The sequence below is a fragment of the Candidatus Zixiibacteriota bacterium genome, assembly GCA_035380245.1.
Taxonomy (GTDB): domain Bacteria; phylum Zixibacteria; class MSB-5A5; order GN15; family FEB-12; genus DAOSXA01.
The window spans coordinates 346,147-362,506 of record DAOSXA010000002.1 but is presented as its reverse complement, the minus strand read 5'-3'; the positions used below and the strand labels follow the sequence as shown (position 1 = coordinate 362,506).

Here is a 16,360-nt window from a genome sequence, read left to right as displayed (position 1 = left end):
TGTCTCTGTCTGATTGCTTCGTGACAACAGTATCTCAGGTTCAAAGGGACCTATATGACTCACAGTCCTCGCAGGTTCGAAGACGGATCTGCGCTACGGGAGCTTTGCTGTTTCTTGTATATCTCTGCCGCCCAACAGACGATTTAGTTAGTATCACTTAAGTTCAGCAACCGCCTTCCGATAATACAGGCAATGGAGGAAACTGATGGCTGCGACTCAGTTGGCGGCGAAATATGTCGACCAATTCATCCCTATCTATTTGGAATCACTTCGGATAGACAGCGTCCTTGGCTTTGATCTCTACACCCTGCGCGCCGACAAAATGGTTCTTTACCGATCCCGGGAGTTGCCGTTCGATGAGGATAATCGTACCGGTCTGCTCGATAATAACGTCGATCGATTATATACACCGATAGAACAACGCCGGAACTACCAGGATTATCTCGAAAAGAACTTGTTAATGATTGCCCGGGATTCAGCGATCGATGAAAAAACGAAAACCTCCATTATCTACGAAACAGCCACTCGAACGGTTCAGGATGTCCTTAGTAATCCAACTCTGGGCGACAATATCCATCGCGGAAAAGCGGTGGTGGAGGGTACCGTTACCCTGCTGATGTCCGGCCAGGAGACATTTCACAGTCTGTTGAAGGTGATGTCCTTCGACTATTATACCTACACTCATTCGCTCAATGTTTGTGCTTTTGCGATAGCTCTGGCGCAATTCATGGGTGAAATGTCCGATGAGGAAATGATAAGTCTGGGAACCGGGGCTTTGTTTCACGATGTCGGGAAGATCTGGGTCGATGAACGCATTCTCAACAAGCGGGGGCCTTTGAGCGAGCGAGAGTTCGCAATTATTCGCAAGCATCCGCGCTGGGGCGTCGAGCTGATGCGGGAGACCGGATTAATCGGAGAGGAATCCTATTTCCCTATCATCCAGCACCACGAACGAGAAGACGGCTCCGGCTATCCGCGCGGTCTTACCTCGATAGATATTAATCCCCACAGCAAGATTGTCGCGGTAGCCGATGTCTTCGATGCCATGACTACGCACCGAGTGTACCGGCAGGCGGTGGAGACATTCCCGGCCCTGATGGTCATGTTCGGCGACAAGAACATTTTTGACCTGAACTTACTCGAAAATTTCACCCGCCTCATGGGGCCGGCATCTATCACAATGTGATCCCGTTACATTATTCCGAGGCTTTCTTCAAACCACTCGATCGGTTCTACGTACAAACGTTCATAAGCATGTTATTCGTTAAGGAGTCCTATGCCTGATGTAGTTCTGCGTAAGAGCCTTCCCAAAGATATCGAACACATCGTCGGTATCGAGCGCGATTCCGCCAACACTCCGTATATTCGAACCTGGTCTGTTGAACGTCATTTACACGCCGTTAACGATATCGATCACGGTCATTATATCGTTACTCTCGATAACTCCGAGGAGATTTTAGGTTATGCCATTCTGGTCGGACTCGATGATCCGGAGGGGAATATTGAGTTCAAACGACTGGTAATCGACTCCAAGGATAAGGGATACGGCCGAGCCGCGTTCCGAAAGGTTGTGGAGATGGTGTTCGAGGAGTTGGGAGCGCATAGAGTCTGGCTCGATGTCATGGAGCACAACCAGCGCGGGTATCATATTTATTCGACCGAGGGATTCATCAAAGAGGGCGTACAACGTGAGGCAGCGGTGGTGGACGGCCGTCGGGTCAACCTGATCACGATGTCGATGCTCAAACGGGAGTATTGGTCACGCAAGTAGGCGCAGCGTAGCGATTTGGGCTTGCGCCTGATATCTCGGATTGGTAGATTCCTCAAGACATCTTGATAATCGTTAACGATCTCGAAGAGGAGGGATCTATGAAACACCTGATTACCGTGTCCCTGTTTGTGTTGTTTCTTGTGTCCGCAGGGCAGCCCTGTTATGCGAAGGGCAAGGCGCTGTCAAAGCCTTCAGAACGCCACTTCACCGTGAAACAGACAGACTGGTTTATCGGTATTAAAGGAACTGGCGGGAAGCTGGTTGGCGATGCCACTGAGAGGATTCAAAGCACGAAAGACGAGTTCTGGTTCGGTTGGGGATTGGAGGGAGAGTATTTCTTCTCCAGCCGTATCGGTGTGGGAGGTGGGATCGGTTATACCAGGTCTGTAGCGGGTGGCGGAGATGCATTTTCCTACTCTATTCATGGGATAGCCCGGTTCACTGGTGGACAACGGTCATTCTTCTTTGCCAAACCTGAGTATGGAAAGATTCGCCGTGACTCGGAGTATAGCTACGAATACTCTTTCCTCGCATTCGGTATTGGTCACAATCAATACACAGGCCCAACGACATCAGTCCGAGCGGAAATCTATGTGAATCACTTCTTCAGCAAAGAATCGAACCTGTATGCCATAAAAGGGGTGGATGTTACCGGCGTCGGTATTACGCTGGGATTCTACCTGGGATTCAACTAGTATGTTATCCCGTTGATCATCTGTATCCAATCCCATATTATGAAGGGGACTTGTTAGCACAAGGATGATTGACAATGATTGTATATAGCTCAGATTTTCAAGGTGTCGACCCATCCCAACTCGCCGGCTTCTTTGTCGGTTGGCCTAATCCACCCGATCAGGAGACGCATCTGCGCATCCTGAAGGGAAGCAGTCATGTGGTGCTCGCTCTGGACGGTGAGCGGGTGGTCGGGTTCATCAACGCGATCAGCGACGGCGTCCTGGCTGCCTATTTGCCGCTGCTTGAGGTCCTCCCCGAATATCAGGGGAGAGGAATCGGCGGAGAGTTGGTTCAGCGTATGCTCGCGCTCCTCAAGGACTACTACATGGTCGATCTGGCGTGCGATGAGGCTCTAATCCCGTTCTACGAGCGGTTCGGCCTCAGACGGCTGACCGCGGCCGGGCGTCGCAACTACGAACGACAGTCGGGTATGTCTGAAGCTGATTAGTCGTTCGGTCATGATCGCGTTCGATGCGATCATATTTTTTCTTCTTTGGGGAGAGTTTTATCTGAGCTTTACAAACTGTTACCGGGGAGTTATATTCATCGTCCAAATGGATGTATCTGCCACCCAGTTAACAATTGAATCATCACTATAAATCGAAGAGCCGATAATGTTTCGCATTGAATCGAAAATCGACGTCAACTCCGATCTATTCAAAGAAAACCAGCGGCTGAATCAGGAGCAGCACCGAGTTTTCAAGGAACGCCTTGAACAGGTCAAACTGGGTGGTCCGGAGAAGTCGCGCAAGCGGCATACCGACCGGGGCAAGCTCCTGCCGCGTGAGCGGCTGGCCAAATTACTCGACCGAAATACACCGTTTCTGGAGCTAAGTCCGCTGGCGGCGTACGATATGTACGACAACGATGCTCCCAGCGCCGGGATTATCACCGGTATCGGTTCGGTGCACGGCCGCGAGTGCATGATTGTCGTCAACGATGCCACCGTTAAAGGGGGCACCTATTACCCGATGACGATCCTCAAGCATGCCCGTGCCCAGGCAATCGCCGAATCGAACAAGCTGCCTTGTATCTACCTGGTCGACTCGGGCGGGATATTCCTGCCGCTGCAGAGTGGAACGTTCCCGGACAAGGACCATTTCGGGCGCATATTCTACAACCAGGCACAGATGTCGGCGCAGAACATTCCCCAGATTTCGGTGGTGTTAGGCTCGTGCACGGCGGGTGGGGCTTATCTCCCGGCCATGTCGGATGAAACGATCATTGTGCGCAAGCAGGGGACGATTTTTATTGGCGGACCGCCGTTGGTCAAGGCGGCCACCGGTGAAGTAGTGACGGCCGAGGAGTTGGGCGGCGCAGACGTGCATTGCCGCACCTCCGGTGTGAGCGACCATTATGCGCAGGATGATACTCATGCTTTGCAACTGGCGCGGAACATTGTTGAGAACTTCAACACCCCGGCTAAATTCCCGCTTGACCGCGCTACCCCGGAGGATCCGTATTACGATCCCGAGGAACTTTACGGCGTCGTTTCGGCCGATATCCGCAAGCCGTTCGATGTCAGGGAAGTAATCGCACGTATTGCCGACGGCTCCCGGTTCCACGAGTTCAAGGAACTTTACGGCACGACACTCGTGACCGGTTTCGCTCGTATACACGGTTATCTGGTCGGGATCATCGGCAACAACGGCGTACTGTTTTCGGAGTCCTCGGTCAAGGGGGCGCATTTTATCGAACTGTGCACCGAGCGCAAAATTCCGCTGCTCTTTTTGCAGAATATCTCAGGATTTATCGTCGGTCGTCAATACGAGGCCGGCGGTATCGCGCGCGACGGCGCGAAAATGGTCCATGCCGTGGCTAACGCCGACGTACCCAAGTTTACCGTGGTGGTGGGTGGTTCTTACGGAGCGGGCAACTACGCCATGTGCGGGCGCGGTTATTTTCCGAGGATGCTCTGGATGTGGCCCAACTCGAAAATCTGTGTGATGGGCGGCGAGCAGGCGGCCGATGTCCTCGCGACGGTCAAGATCAAGCAGCTCCAGAAAGAGGGGCAGGAGTTGTCGCAGGATGAGATCAACGCCATCCGCCAACCGATTGTAGAAAAATACGAAAGTGAATCCACTCCGTACTATTCCGGGGCGCGACTCTGGGACGACGGCATGCTCGGTATGACCGAAACCCGCGATGCCCTGGCATTGGCAATTTCCGCCTCGCTCAACGCGCCAATTCCGGAGCAACGTTACGGTGTGTTCAGAATGTAGGCCAAAGACGAGGGAAAAGAGATTTCTATGAATTATCAAACGGTTGATTTCTCCGTCGATGGTCGCATTGCCAACGTGACCTTCAATCGGCCGGAGATTCACAACGCCTTCAACGGTACCGTGATCGAGGAGATGAGCGATATCTTCGCGAAGATCAAAGCCGACGACGACATTCGCGTGGTGCTGCTGACCGGCAGGGGGAAATCGTTCTGCGCCGGGGCCGATCTTAATTGGATGCGCGGTGTGATTAAACAGAGCTTCGATGAAAATCTCGCTGAGTCCAACGCCCTGGCCGATCTGTTTTACAGCATCTACACTTGCAAGCGACCGGTGATCGGTCGTATCAACGGAGCCGCGATTGGCGGCGGGACCGGTTTCGTAGCGGTGTGCGATATTGCTATCGCGGCTCGCTCGGCCAAATTCTCGTTCTCCGAGGTCAAGATCGGTGTCGTTCCGGCTTGTATCGGACCGTATGTCGTGAAGAAGATGGGCGAGGGAAAGGCTCGTGAATTGTTTATCACCGGTGAGCGTATGAACGGCGACCGGGCTTATGAAGTGGGTTTGGTCAATCGGGTGGTCGACGACGACCAACTTGATGCCGAAGTGAATAATCTCGTCAAGAGTGTTTTAACCTCCGGGCCGGAAGCGGTGGCGATGGCCAAGCGGCTGGTCAGTGAGGTACCCGGAATGACACCCGAGCAGTTCAAACCGTTCACGGCGGAGATGATTGCCCGGCTGCGTGTCTCCGATGAGGGACAGGAGGGGATGGACGCCTTTCTGAATAAGCGCAAGCCGAACTGGGTCACAGATTAGCAATAAAATTAACGGAAATAAATCGATGGAAAAGCTGTTCAAAAAAATCCTGGTGGCCAACCGCTCCGAGATTGCGATTCGGGTTATCAACGCCTGCCGTACCTTAGGTATTCCCTCAGTGGCGGTTTATTCCGATGCCGATGTCAACAGCAGACATCGCCTGACGGCCGATGAGTCGGTTCATATCGGCGCATCGCCGCCGCGTGAGTCATATCTCGATATCGACAAGTTGATTGCCGCCGCCAAAGAGACCGGGGCGGATGCGATCCATCCCGGTTACGGTTTTCTGGCTGAGAATCCGGTTTTCGCTCGTCACTGTGCGGAGGAAGGGCTCACCTTCATCGGTCCGTCGCCGGAAGCGATCGAGCTGCTCGGCAACAAGGTAGCCTCACGCGTCAAGATGGCCGACGCCGGGGTGCCGCTCATTCCCGGCATGAAAGGGAGTGAGACCGATCCGGCGGTTTACAAGAAAGTCGCCGATGAGGCCGGTTATCCGGTTATGATCAAAGCTGCGGCGGGGGGAGGCGGCAAGGGAATGCGTATTGTCCGTAACGCCGAGGAGTTAGTCCCCGCTCTCGAAGCGGCTCAACGTGAGGCCTTGAACGCCTTCAACGACGACACGGTCTATCTTGAAAAATACATCGTCAATCCACGCCATATCGAATTTCAGGTTCTTGCCGACCAGCATGGCCATACAATGCATGTCTTCGAGCGCGAGTGCTCGATTCAGCGTCGCCATCAGAAGATCATTGAGGAGACTCCCAGCGTGGCGGTGAGCGATGAGTTGCGGGCGCGTATGGGCGCGGATGCGGTCAAAGTTGCCCAGGCTGCCGACTACACCAACGCCGGGACAGTCGAGTTCCTGCTCGACGAAAGCGGCAGGTATTACTTCCTCGAAATGAATACCCGTATCCAGGTGGAACATCCGATTACCGAAATGGTGACCGGAGTCGATCTGGTAGTCGAGCAGATTCGCATTGCGGCGGGACTCCCGCTCTCTGAACAGTTTATGAATCTCACCCAGCGCGGGCATGCCATCGAATGCCGCATTTACGCCGAAGACGGCGACAACAACTTCATGCCCTCGACCGGTAAGATACACCATTACTCCGAGCCGGTCGGTCCCGGTATCCGGGTCGACAGCGGTATTCAGGCGGGGCAGGAGGTGACGATCGACTACGATCCGATCATGGCCAAGCTGATCGTGCATGCTCCGAGCCGGGAGATAGCCATCGAGAAGATGATCGGCGCCCTGAACGATTACAAAATTCTCGGCGTGAAGACCTCAAAGCGGTTCATGATCGAGGCGATGATGCATCCGGAGTTCGCCGCTGGCCGCACCTACACCGACTTCATCGAAAAAAATATGGCCGACCGCGATGTCGACTACAGTCCGTTCAGGGAACTGGCCGCCGCTGCTGCCAGTGCGGCTACGGTTCTGAGCGTGCGTAAGGCGATAGTCGCTCCCGGGGGAGAGACGACAGTGCCCTCCCCGTGGCAATCACTCGGAGCCTGGCAGATCGGAGAGACTATCCATGAGTAATCACGAATTCATGTTCGACGACGAGGCGGTGGAAACGGTCTGCGAGAGGACCTCGGACGGCGTCAAGGTGACGGTGGGGGAGAAGGTCTTCGAGTTCGTGCCGGTGGGGGAGAATCGGTTTCGTACCATGATCGATGGTCGCTCCTGTGTGATAGGAGCGGTCGGCAACAACGGCAAGTATTATCTCGATATAGACTCGCGACTGATAGAGCTGCAAGAGCCCTCGGAGGATGGTTTTGCGGGTGGAGCCGGAGGCGCCGCCGGAGAGAAGGACAAGATTTTCGCGCCGATGCCCGGTAAGATCGTGAAGATCATGGTTGCAGTCGGCGATGAAGTTACCGAAAAGCAGCCGATGGTGATCGTCGAGGCGATGAAGATGGAAAACCAGGTCAACAGTCGTGCCAACGGCAAGGTGAAGGCGGTCAATTTCAAGGCCGGCGACCAGGTCGACACCGAGACACCGATCATTGAGCTGGAGTTGGAGGAAGAGAAAACCTGATTAGGTGGAAATCCTCACGAAATAGAAAAAGCCGGAGCGAAGGCTCCGGCTTTTTTCGTCTATTCGCATTCGTCGATTATTGACCGAACGTGAACTTGATGCCGCCGCGAATCGGCAGGTAGGTGATCGCGTCGCCTTCGGTCGAAACGTACATGTACTGAGCTTCGGCGAAGAGAGCCGTGGTCGCGCCGATCTTGATGTCAACACCGCCGCCGACGCCAAATGAGAGCTTCGACTCGGTTGTCTCAGGCGTCGTCTCGGACCCGTATTCACTTCCGTAAGAAATGGTCGCTTCGGCGACTTTCATGGCCGTGATACCGACCGAGCCGAGCAGGTATGGGCGGGCGGGAGCTTCGGGGAGTCCAAGCGAATACTTGAAAACACCCATGATCTCGATAGCAGTCATCTCGCCGCCGTCAATTTCCAAACCGGAAGCATCGATGCCGTACGCCTCTTCGATTTCTTCAATCATGCCGTCTTCATCAACGTCGAATTTGTTGTAGAACAACATGGCCTTCAGCTCCATGTTGGCCGACTGTTGGAAACCGACACCACCGCCGAACGATATCCCGGATTTCCAATAATCCTTGAAGTCATCCGGGCCCATCGGCAGCGCCATGCCGCCGCCGGCGTAGAAGTTGATCTTGGGACCCTGAGCCGATGCAATACCTGCTAAAACCAAGGTCAGCACCATCGCGAAAAGAACCTTTTTCATCTCTCTGTCTCCTTAGGGAATATATTCTTCGGTTCTCGGATGGCCGAATAAACTCTTTGTACAATTCCGTTTCAACAAAAAAAGAGATCGAAGTTGATACTCCGATCTCCTGGAATGTTCGGATTCGTAGTTTTTTATAACAGCTTCACTCCCGCGGTCAAACTCCAGAAACTGGAGTTGTCGCCGTCGGTAGCGATCGTAATCCAGGTAGCCTGGCCAAAAGCTGATACTGCGGGCATGAGTTTCCATTCCAGTCCGCCGCCAATGTTGTAGTAGAACTTTGTCTGATCCTCGAGGGCGAAATCTATATCACCCTCGGTAAGTCCGCTGATATCGTATGAAGCCAGCTTCACGTTGGCCAATCCGATGCCGCCAAAAACTATCGGCTTAATCGGCATCGTCGGAAAACCGAGATCGACACGAGCATCGGCGCCGAACATGGTCACCTTCAACTCACCACCGTCAACCTGGTCCAGATCGTTCGAGAATTGGTTGTACATAACCTTACCCATTGCCGATACGCGCGGGAACACCAACATCGAGATTCCCCCCATGCCGTGCCAGCCGGTTTTGAAATTGTCGCTGAACTCATCCGGTGTCTGCGGAAACGAGATGCCGCCACCGGCATAGAGTTTAATTGGGCTCGATACCTGGGCTGAGGCTGAAACGGCCAGTAGTACTACCAGGGCTGTTGCTATCATGAGTTTCTGCATTTTTGTCCTCCTTAGGTGAATGGACTCTTTTTTATTCATATCGGTAATTTTCATTGATGAATTCAGGCAATCAATAACAACTCGGAATTTATCTCGGCCGCTGTTCGGTCTATCCGCAGACGTCGCCGATGATCCGTAAGAAATTGCCGCCAAGTATCTTACGGATCTCTCTCGCTCGGTAACCGCGACGGACCAGTTCGGCTGTAAGGTTAGGCCATTGACTGCAGTCAGCGAGACCTTCGGGAGAACGAGCGATCCCGTCGAAATCGGAACCTAGCCCGATATGGTCGGCGCCGACCAATTTGTAGATGTGGTCGATATGATCAACCGCCTGCTCTATTGTTACCTGTACCTTGTCGGTGGTATCCCAGAACTCCCGGTAAACCGGTTTGATATGATCGTGTGGTTTGATCCCGGCGTCGAATAAGTCATCGACGGAATCGATCTCATCTTTTCGTGCCTCGTAGAATTCTCGGGCGACATTTTCCCATTCCTGGTTGATGAAACCGGTGGAGAGGTTGAGGCCGATCATCCCGCCGTTGTCGGCGATGGCTCGGATTTGCTCGTCGGTCAGGTTGCGATCCACGCGGCAGATTTCGTGTACGCAGGAATGAGATGCGACAATCGGAACGGTAGTGGTCTCAAGCACATGCTCGGCCGCTTTCACGGAGGCATGGGAGATATCAACGATCATTCCCAACCGGTTCATTTCGGTTACTACCTCGCGTCCGAACTCCGACAATCCTGAAATCTTTGACTCGGAATCGGATGATGACTCACACCATTCGCTGGATTTGAAATGAGTCAGGGTTATGAGTCGCACGCCGCGTTCATAAAAATGTTCGAGATTGGCGAGATTGTTCTCGATGGCCGTGCCGTTTTCGATCGACAGCAGGGCTGCAATTTTACCTGCTGCCCCGGCCGTCAGGACTTCATCCTGATCGTGACAGATAACGATCCGATCAGACAGGGGAGAGAAGGTTGTTTCGAGCAGGTCGATCAGGCTGTCGGCTTCGGCCCGGCAACGGTCAGCCGGAAGCTCATTGTCGATCCAGGAAGCGAAAACTTGTAATCCTACGCCGCCTTCCTGCAAGCGAGGGAGATCGATATGACCTCGTTCGTTTCTGACACTAAAATCCCGTCCCTGACGTATACGCAGGACCGTGTCGCAATGTAAATCGGCTACGAAGGCGGAGTGATGCAGTTCAAGCGGGTCAATCAACGATAGTATTCCTAAAGCTCACAGCAGGCGTAATCCGAACGCGATGCTGAAGGTCCGCATGCCGTTGTCAAAGACCGTGTCGATTTGCTCGGTGAGAATCTCGTTCATGATTGCCTGGCCGAACAAGCCAACTTTGGAGAATAGCTGGTATTGCATACCGATCCCGATGGAGTAAGAGAGTTTTGTCTGGTCCTCGATAGCAAGAGAATAAGCGATAGCCTCCGTCTGGCGATCAACGCCCTCCGGCAGGACGATCGTTTCCATATTCACCCGGGTAATTCCCAATCCGGCCAGGGCGTAAAACTCCACCGGGAATTCCGGATGTTGAAGATGCGGCTTCAGAAAAAGACTGCCGCTGAATATGCTGATGTCGCCGTTTTTGTCGCCGAACAAGTTGTTGTCGAACCGGTCATAAGTTCCCTGAAGTATAACCTCGAAATTGGTCGCTACTCCAACGCCGACGCCGACCATGCCATGCGGAGACGCGTCATATTTGGAATCAAACAAACCCGGTTTGTCGCCTAAACTCACCCCGCCGCCTAAATACAGCTTCACCGGAACCGGCGACTGAGCCATCGCTGATACTGTCAGAAATAAAACGATACCAAGGCTCGTAATAGCTTTGTGCACGGGCATACCTCCATGTATGCGATTGTGTTTCCTGCTTCAAACTAGGTCGTGACGTTAATCAAAACAACAAGATTCGCAACTGTATGCCAAAAAAGAAGACCGCCGCAAGAACGGCGGTCAAAAGAATCTTTTATCGTAGGGCGTAACGACTAGAAGCGGAACCCGAGTGAAATCGGGATGTAAATGATCGAGGCATCCTCGTCGACTTCTTCATCCAGTTCGCTGAAGTTAACATCATCGGTCATTTTCATATAACGGGCCTCAAGGTACATACTCCCGAAATCGATACCGGCGCCGATAGTGAGGTATTCCATATCGTCGATATCAAAATCACCTGAAGAGTATTCCGAGGTGCCGTCAGATACCGTTATTTCCTTCATGTCGACTTTCACGATACCAAAACCGGCCAGAGCGAACAGTCCACTTGATTTCCCCGACATTAAATTGAGTTTAGCTTCAAGGCCATAGGTAAGCATGGTTACTTCACCACCGTCAACATCATAGCTATCAGGCAAACCCCAGGCATCATAGTCCATCGGGAAGTAGTTATAGGACACTATTGCGCAGGGCTCTAGCAGAGGAAGTATCGCCAGACCGATTTTACCGGCGCCCTGATAGCCCATTTTGTAGCCGTCCTTGAAGTCAGACTGCGGCAGTGCCACGCCGCCCTGTATATACAAGTTAATCAGTTTCGTGCCTTCGCCCGCGGATACGGCCGAGGCCAGCATCAGTGCCAGTACTGTAATAAGCACGATTCTCTTCATCGTTGTTCCTCTCTCTCCGTTAAGAAACGCAGGATATTTCGCTTGCTTCTTTTCTTATCATCTTAAGTGGATCGGTTCATAACAACTAAAAATGAACCTGTTTGGATCTTGGAAAATTCCCATAGCAACACCCATATATTACCATAATCGGCGGGATGACGCGAAAACCTTCACCTTTTCTTGAATGCGATGTATGTGAACTGATTCACTTGCGCCGGCAAGCGGTTTTTTCTATATATAGATTCGAAATGCAGAATAATGTGAAACTTGGAGGATAATCAATGTCTGATCGGAACGAAGCTTACATCATTTCGGCTTGCCGTAGTGCAATCGGAACTCTGCACAGTGGTCTTGGCCAACTCACTGCGCCTCAGTTAGGTTCTCTGGCTATCAAAGAAGCGATCAAAAGAGCCGGAGTGGATGTTGCCGACATCGACGAAGTCATTATGGGACAAGTGGTTCAAGGCGGTTGCGGGCAGGCCCCGGCTCGGCAGGCGGCTATTCATGCCGGACTTCCGGGCGAAGTTGCCGCAATGACCATCAACAAGGTTTGCGGCTCCGGTCTCAAGGCTGTCATGCTGGCGGCTTCGGCTGTTCGTGCCGGTGACGGTGATGTTTTCGTTGCCGGTGGTATGGAGTCCATGTCCAACACACCGTATGTCGTCCACGGAGCCAAGCAGGGGCTTCGCTGGGGACACAAACAGCTTACCGACATTATGGTCACTGATGGACTCTGGTGCAGCTTCAACGATTGGCACATGGGTTGTGCGGCGGAATTTATCGCCAATGAAGAGAAGATCAGTCGTCAGGAGCAGGATGAATTCGCTCTGAACTCCCATCTCAAGGCTCTCAAGGCTCAGGCGGAAGGGAAGTTCAACGAAGAGATTTTTAACATAGAAATCCCCCAGCGCAAGGGTGATCCGATCATATTCAACAAGGACGAAGGCCCGCGTCCGGGCATTTCGATAGAAGGTCTGGCCAAGCTCCGTCCGGCGTTCGTGAAGGACGGCTCGGTGACGGCCGGTAACTCTCCGGGTCTCAACGACGGTTCCTCGGCCACAGTCGTCGTATCAGAATCCTACATGAAGGAAAAGGGACTCAAGCCGCTGGCTAAGATCATCAATTATGCCGTCGCCGGTGCCGAACCGAAACGGTTGTTCTGGACACCGGTCTATGCTGTCCAGAAGCTGATGAAGAAGATGAACGTCGATATCAACCATTGGGACCTGATCGAGGCTAACGAGGCATTTTCGGTTCAAGCGGTAGCCGACGGCAAGCTCCTCGGCTGGGATTTTGACCGGGTCAATGTGAACGGCGGCGCGGTGGCGCTGGGACATCCCATCGGCGCATCCGGAGCTCGTGTTCTCACCACCCTTATTTACGCTTTAAAAGACCGCGGCCTCAAGAACGGTATGGCCACTCTCTGTCTGGGCGGCGGCAATGCCGTGGCGATGGCGATTGAAATGGTATAACGAGTTTGTGAAGGAGTATATACGATGAAAGTTGACGACATCAAACAAGTCACCGTGGTTGGCACCGGTACGATGGGAAACGGAATCGCCCAGGTTTTCGCGCAGTGCGGTTTTGACGTAAATATGGTCGATATCAAGCAGGAATTTCTCGATCGCGCCATGACTATGATAGATAAGAGCTTCGACCGCATGATCAAGAAGGAGAAGATCTCCGAGGACGATAAAAAAGCCGCCATGGGTCGTTTGAAAACTTCTACTGATCTAAATGTCGCTAAGGATTCACAACTCGTAATCGAGGCGGTCACTGAGAATCTTCAGATCAAACTCGATATTTTCACCAGGCTCGAAGAAGTCTGTCCGGACGAAACCTATTTTGCTTCCAACACCTCATCATTGCCGATCACACAGTTGGCCGCAGCTACCAAACGCCCGGCCAAATTTATCGGTATGCATTTCATGAATCCGGTTCCGATGATGAAATTGGTCGAAGTGATCCGTGGCATCGCCACCACCGATGAAACTTTCGCTTTGATCGAAGGACTGGCCAGGAAGCTGGGTAAGGTGCCGGTTGAGGTCAACGATTTCCCCGGCTTTATCGCCAACCGCATTCTCTTGCCGATGATCAACGAGGCGGTGTTCGCTCTCATGGAAGGAGTCGGCACGGTCGAGGCGATCGATGAAGTCATGAAACTCGGTATGGCGCACCCGATGGGACCGCTTACCCTTGCGGATTTTATCGGTCTCGACGTATGTCTTGCGATTCTGGAAGTAATGCACGAGGGTTTGGGCGATCCTAAATATCGTCCCTGCCCGCTGCTCAAGAAAATGTGTCAAGCCGGCTATCTGGGTCGCAAGACCGGACGCGGCTTCTACGATTACAGCAAGTAAGGAGCTGTTATGGATTTCAGGCTGTCCGAAGACGATCTCGAATTGAAAGAGATGGCGCGTGACTTCGCCGAAAAACGTCTCTATCCCGAAGCGGAGAGATTCGACGAAGAAGGCACCACCCCGCCGGAATTGATCGCCGAGCTGGGCGAATTGGGTTATCTCGGTTTCACCGTAGCCGAAGAATACGGCGGCTCCGGACTTGGAGCGGTCACGTTCTGCGGTGTGCTCGAAGAAATCTGCGCCGCTTCCGCCGGTGTGGGGATTCTTCTGTCGGTTCATTGCTCGCTCTGCTGCGAAATCATTAAGCAGTTCGGCTCCGAAGATCTTAAAAAGAAGTATCTGCCGATGATGGCCTCCGGTGAGAAGATCGGCGCCTATTGCATCACCGAGCCCAACGCCGGTACCGATGTAGGTTCCATCACTACGACGGCCGAGGACAAGGGAGACCATTACCTGGTCAACGGCACCAAGACGTTCGTTACCAACGGCGGTTTCGCCGGGGTGCTGATCGTATTCGTCAAGACGAATCCCGAAGCTGGTTCCCGGGGGATGAGTTGTCTCGTGGTCGATGCCGACTCCGAGGGTATCACGGTCGGTAAGCCGGAGAGGAAATGCGGTCTTAAAGCTTCCGATACCCGTGAGATCAGTTTTGCCGATGTCAAAGTTCCGAAAGAGAATTTGCTCGGTAAGGAAGGGGACGGATTCAAGATGGCCCTGACTATTCTCAACTCGGGTCGCGTGGGCGTTTCGTTCCAGGCTATCGGGGTGGCGCAGTCGGCGCTTAACGAGGCGGTCAAGTACTCGAAGGAGCGCAAGCAATTCGGTCAGCCGCTGGCAAATTTCCAGGCGTTGCAGTTCAAGATGGCCGATATGGCGACGCGCATTGACGCCGCTCGTCTGCTCGCCTATCGCGCCGCTCAGTTGAAGGACGAGGGGGCGCCGATGGCTCGCGAGGCTTCGATGTCGAAAGTGTTCGCCACCGAAATGGCCAACTTCGTGGTCAACGAAGCGGTCCAGATTCACGGCGGTTACGGTTACATGAAAGAATACGCGGTTGAGCGGTATTTCCGCGACGCCCGCGTAATGATGATCTACGAGGGCACCTCCGAAGCTCAGCGTATGGTTATCGCGAGAGACCTGTTAAAGGAGTAACGGTTGCTCGAAAAGAAACATCACGAGTTCAGAGAACGAATCAGGGCCTTTGCCCTCGAGAAGATCGAGCCGAACGCCGTCGCCCTCGATGAACAGCAGCGATTCCCGACCGAGTATCTGCCACTGCTGGCGGAAGAGGGATTGATGAGCATGCTCATTCCCGAGGAGTACGGCGGAAAACCGGTCGACACGATCTGTTATTCGATCGCGGTCGAAGAGCTTTCGCGTGTCTGCGGTTCGACCGGGATTACTATCGCCGCACATAACTCCCTCGGGACGTTCCCGATCATCGGTTTCGGCAACGACACCCAGAAGAAGAAGTACCTCCCGCGCGCCTGCGAGGGAGAGTTGCTGGCTTTTGGGCTGACCGAGCCGGACGCCGGTTCGGATGCAGGCGGGACGAGGACGATGGCCATCCGAGACGGCGATGAATGGGTGATCAACGGCAGTAAGTGTTTTATCACTTCCGCCTCGTACGCGCTCGCCACGATCAGCACGGCGCGGACCTCCGACAATCCCGATGACCCGACCATCACCTGCTTCATTCTGGAGAAGGGGATGAAGGGCTACGAGACGGGGAAGAAGGAAAACAAGATGGGGCTGCGCGGGTCCGATACCGCCTCGCTCCATTTTGACGACCTTCGCGTCAGCGACGACTACCTCCTCGGCAAACAGGGGGAAGGGTTCAAGCAGATGCTGATCACGCTCGACGGCGGCCGCATTTCTATCGGCGCTATGGCGCTGGGACTGGCTCAGGGAGCGTTCGACTGCGCTCTCAAGTACAGTGCTACGCGCAAGCAGTTCGGTAAGCCGATCGCTTATAATCAGGCGGTCCAATACCAACTGGCCGACATGGCGACTGAACTCGAGGCGGCGCGGCTGTTGATTTACGAGGCCTCGCGGATGAAGGATGCCAAGGTGCGGTTCTCGCAACAGAGCGCTATGTGCAAGCTGTACGCTTCCGAGGTAGCCAACCGGGTGACCTCGAAAGCGATCCACATCCTGGGCGGCGTTGGCGTGCTGACCGGTCCGCACGCGGCTGAACGTCTCTGGCGCGATGCCAAGCTGTGCGAGATCGGTGAGGGCACCTCGGAGATCCAGCGCATGGTGATTGCTCGCGAGTTGATCAAGTCGGTTAAATAAGAATTGTAGACTACATTAGTTTATCATAGGGCAGTCTTTTGTAGGGCAGGTCTCTCCGAATGAGAGACCTGCCGTCCT

Annotated in this window: 17 protein-coding genes; 12 read left to right on the top strand and 5 right to left on the bottom strand. The window is 53.5% G+C overall.

Annotated elements, in window-relative coordinates:
* Positions 1-205 precede the first annotated feature (205 nt).
* From PLF13_06780 to PLF13_06745, 8 genes are all read left to right on the top strand, one after another.
* Positions 206-1,186, top strand: coding sequence for an HD domain-containing protein (locus tag PLF13_06780; protein ID HOP06980.1), 981 nt, complete (start codon positions 206-208; stop codon positions 1,184-1,186).
* 90 nt (positions 1,187-1,276) lie between these two features.
* A complete protein-coding gene (locus PLF13_06775) occupies positions 1,277-1,771 on the top strand; it encodes a GNAT family protein (protein HOP06979.1) in 495 nt (164 codons plus the stop codon).
* A 98-nt stretch (positions 1,772-1,869) separates the two neighbouring features.
* Positions 1,870-2,466, top strand: coding sequence for a hypothetical protein (locus PLF13_06770; GenBank protein ID HOP06978.1), 597 nt, complete (start codon positions 1,870-1,872; stop codon positions 2,464-2,466).
* A gap of 74 nt (positions 2,467-2,540) precedes the next feature.
* Complete coding sequence (locus PLF13_06765) at positions 2,541-2,954, top strand: GNAT family N-acetyltransferase (protein ID HOP06977.1); 414 nt, start codon at positions 2,541-2,543, stop codon at positions 2,952-2,954.
* Positions 2,955-3,120: 166 nt separating this feature from the next.
* The gene (locus PLF13_06760; protein HOP06976.1) at positions 3,121-4,728 is read left to right on the top strand and encodes a carboxyl transferase domain-containing protein; all 1,608 of its coding nucleotides are present in this window, start codon (positions 3,121-3,123) and stop codon (positions 4,726-4,728) included.
* Between the two features lie 27 nt (positions 4,729-4,755).
* Positions 4,756-5,541 carry an enoyl-CoA hydratase/isomerase family protein gene (locus tag PLF13_06755; GenBank protein HOP06975.1) on the top strand — a complete coding sequence of 262 codons (786 nt, stop codon included), beginning with the start codon at positions 4,756-4,758 and terminating at the stop codon, positions 5,539-5,541.
* A 25-nt stretch (positions 5,542-5,566) separates the two neighbouring features.
* Positions 5,567-7,084 carry an acetyl-CoA carboxylase biotin carboxylase subunit gene (locus PLF13_06750; GenBank protein ID HOP06974.1) on the top strand — a complete coding sequence of 506 codons (1,518 nt, stop codon included), beginning with the start codon at positions 5,567-5,569 and terminating at the stop codon, positions 7,082-7,084.
* A complete protein-coding gene (locus PLF13_06745; GenBank protein ID HOP06973.1) occupies positions 7,077-7,583 on the top strand; it encodes a hypothetical protein in 507 nt (168 codons plus the stop codon). Before PLF13_06750 ends, PLF13_06745 begins: the two co-directional genes overlap by 8 nt.
* Positions 7,584-7,659: 76 nt before the next feature.
* Here PLF13_06745 and PLF13_06740 read toward each other — a convergent pair whose 3' ends face one another.
* The 5 genes from PLF13_06740 to PLF13_06720 all read right to left on the bottom strand — a co-directional run bounded on the left by PLF13_06740 (position 7,660) and on the right by PLF13_06720 (position 11,627).
* Positions 7,660-8,298 (bottom strand): outer membrane beta-barrel protein, encoded by a 639-nt coding sequence (locus tag PLF13_06740; protein ID HOP06972.1) that lies wholly within the window; start codon positions 8,296-8,298, stop codon positions 7,660-7,662.
* A 134-nt stretch (positions 8,299-8,432) separates the two neighbouring features.
* Positions 8,433-9,011 (bottom strand): outer membrane beta-barrel protein, encoded by a 579-nt coding sequence (locus PLF13_06735; GenBank protein HOP06971.1) that lies wholly within the window; start codon positions 9,009-9,011, stop codon positions 8,433-8,435.
* A gap of 109 nt (positions 9,012-9,120) precedes the next feature.
* The gene (locus tag PLF13_06730) at positions 9,121-10,233 is read right to left on the bottom strand and encodes a dipeptidase (GenBank protein ID HOP06970.1); all 1,113 of its coding nucleotides are present in this window, start codon (positions 10,231-10,233) and stop codon (positions 9,121-9,123) included.
* An 18-nt stretch (positions 10,234-10,251) separates the two neighbouring features.
* Positions 10,252-10,863: an outer membrane beta-barrel protein gene (locus PLF13_06725; GenBank protein ID HOP06969.1), complete on the bottom strand. Its 612-nt coding sequence runs from the start codon at positions 10,861-10,863 to the stop codon at positions 10,252-10,254.
* A gap of 149 nt (positions 10,864-11,012) precedes the next feature.
* Positions 11,013-11,627, bottom strand: a complete 615-nt coding sequence (locus PLF13_06720; GenBank protein HOP06968.1) for a hypothetical protein — start codon at positions 11,625-11,627, stop codon at positions 11,013-11,015.
* A 281-nt stretch (positions 11,628-11,908) separates the two neighbouring features.
* On the opposite strand from PLF13_06720, the gene PLF13_06715 reads away from it, so the two are divergent.
* The 4 genes from PLF13_06715 to PLF13_06700 are packed head-to-tail and all read left to right on the top strand — an operon-like array spanning position 11,909 to position 16,282.
* Complete coding sequence (locus PLF13_06715) at positions 11,909-13,099, top strand: acetyl-CoA C-acetyltransferase (GenBank protein HOP06967.1); 1,191 nt, start codon at positions 11,909-11,911, stop codon at positions 13,097-13,099.
* A gap of 24 nt (positions 13,100-13,123) precedes the next feature.
* Positions 13,124-13,987 carry a 3-hydroxybutyryl-CoA dehydrogenase gene (locus PLF13_06710; protein ID HOP06966.1) on the top strand — a complete coding sequence of 288 codons (864 nt, stop codon included), beginning with the start codon at positions 13,124-13,126 and terminating at the stop codon, positions 13,985-13,987.
* 9 nt (positions 13,988-13,996) lie between these two features.
* Complete coding sequence (locus PLF13_06705) at positions 13,997-15,139, top strand: acyl-CoA dehydrogenase family protein (GenBank protein HOP06965.1); 1,143 nt, start codon at positions 13,997-13,999, stop codon at positions 15,137-15,139.
* A gap of 3 nt (positions 15,140-15,142) precedes the next feature.
* Positions 15,143-16,282, top strand: a complete 1,140-nt coding sequence (locus tag PLF13_06700; protein ID HOP06964.1) for an acyl-CoA dehydrogenase family protein — start codon at positions 15,143-15,145, stop codon at positions 16,280-16,282.
* The last annotated feature ends 78 nt before the right edge of the window (positions 16,283-16,360 follow it).

What these genes read in the sequence shown, in the direction of transcription:
- PLF13_06715 (HOP06967.1), top strand. Translation starts at nt 11,909, where the DNA reads ATGTCTGATCGGAACGAAGCTTACATCATTTCGGCTTGCCGTAGTGCA.
- PLF13_06745 (HOP06973.1), top strand. Translation starts at nt 7,077, where the DNA reads ATGAGTAATCACGAATTCATGTTCGACGACGAGGCGGTGGAAACGGTC.
- PLF13_06765 (HOP06977.1), top strand. Translation starts at nt 2,541, where the DNA reads ATGATTGTATATAGCTCAGATTTTCAAGGTGTCGACCCATCCCAACTC.
- PLF13_06780 (HOP06980.1), top strand. Translation starts at nt 206, where the DNA reads ATGGCTGCGACTCAGTTGGCGGCGAAATATGTCGACCAATTCATCCCT.
- PLF13_06775 (HOP06979.1), top strand. Translation starts at nt 1,277, where the DNA reads ATGCCTGATGTAGTTCTGCGTAAGAGCCTTCCCAAAGATATCGAACAC.
- PLF13_06710 (HOP06966.1), top strand. Translation starts at nt 13,124, where the DNA reads ATGAAAGTTGACGACATCAAACAAGTCACCGTGGTTGGCACCGGTACG.
- PLF13_06705 (HOP06965.1), top strand. Translation starts at nt 13,997, where the DNA reads ATGGATTTCAGGCTGTCCGAAGACGATCTCGAATTGAAAGAGATGGCG.
- PLF13_06760 (HOP06976.1), top strand. Translation starts at nt 3,121, where the DNA reads ATGTTTCGCATTGAATCGAAAATCGACGTCAACTCCGATCTATTCAAA.
- PLF13_06755 (HOP06975.1), top strand. Translation starts at nt 4,756, where the DNA reads ATGAATTATCAAACGGTTGATTTCTCCGTCGATGGTCGCATTGCCAAC.
- PLF13_06750 (HOP06974.1), top strand. Translation starts at nt 5,567, where the DNA reads ATGGAAAAGCTGTTCAAAAAAATCCTGGTGGCCAACCGCTCCGAGATT.
- PLF13_06720 (HOP06968.1), bottom strand. Translation starts at nt 11,627, where the DNA reads ATGAAGAGAATCGTGCTTATTACAGTACTGGCACTGATGCTGGCCTCG.
- PLF13_06740 (HOP06972.1), bottom strand. Translation starts at nt 8,298, where the DNA reads ATGAAAAAGGTTCTTTTCGCGATGGTGCTGACCTTGGTTTTAGCAGGT.
- PLF13_06770 (HOP06978.1), top strand. Translation starts at nt 1,870, where the DNA reads ATGAAACACCTGATTACCGTGTCCCTGTTTGTGTTGTTTCTTGTGTCC.
- PLF13_06735 (HOP06971.1), bottom strand. Translation starts at nt 9,011, where the DNA reads ATGCAGAAACTCATGATAGCAACAGCCCTGGTAGTACTACTGGCCGTT.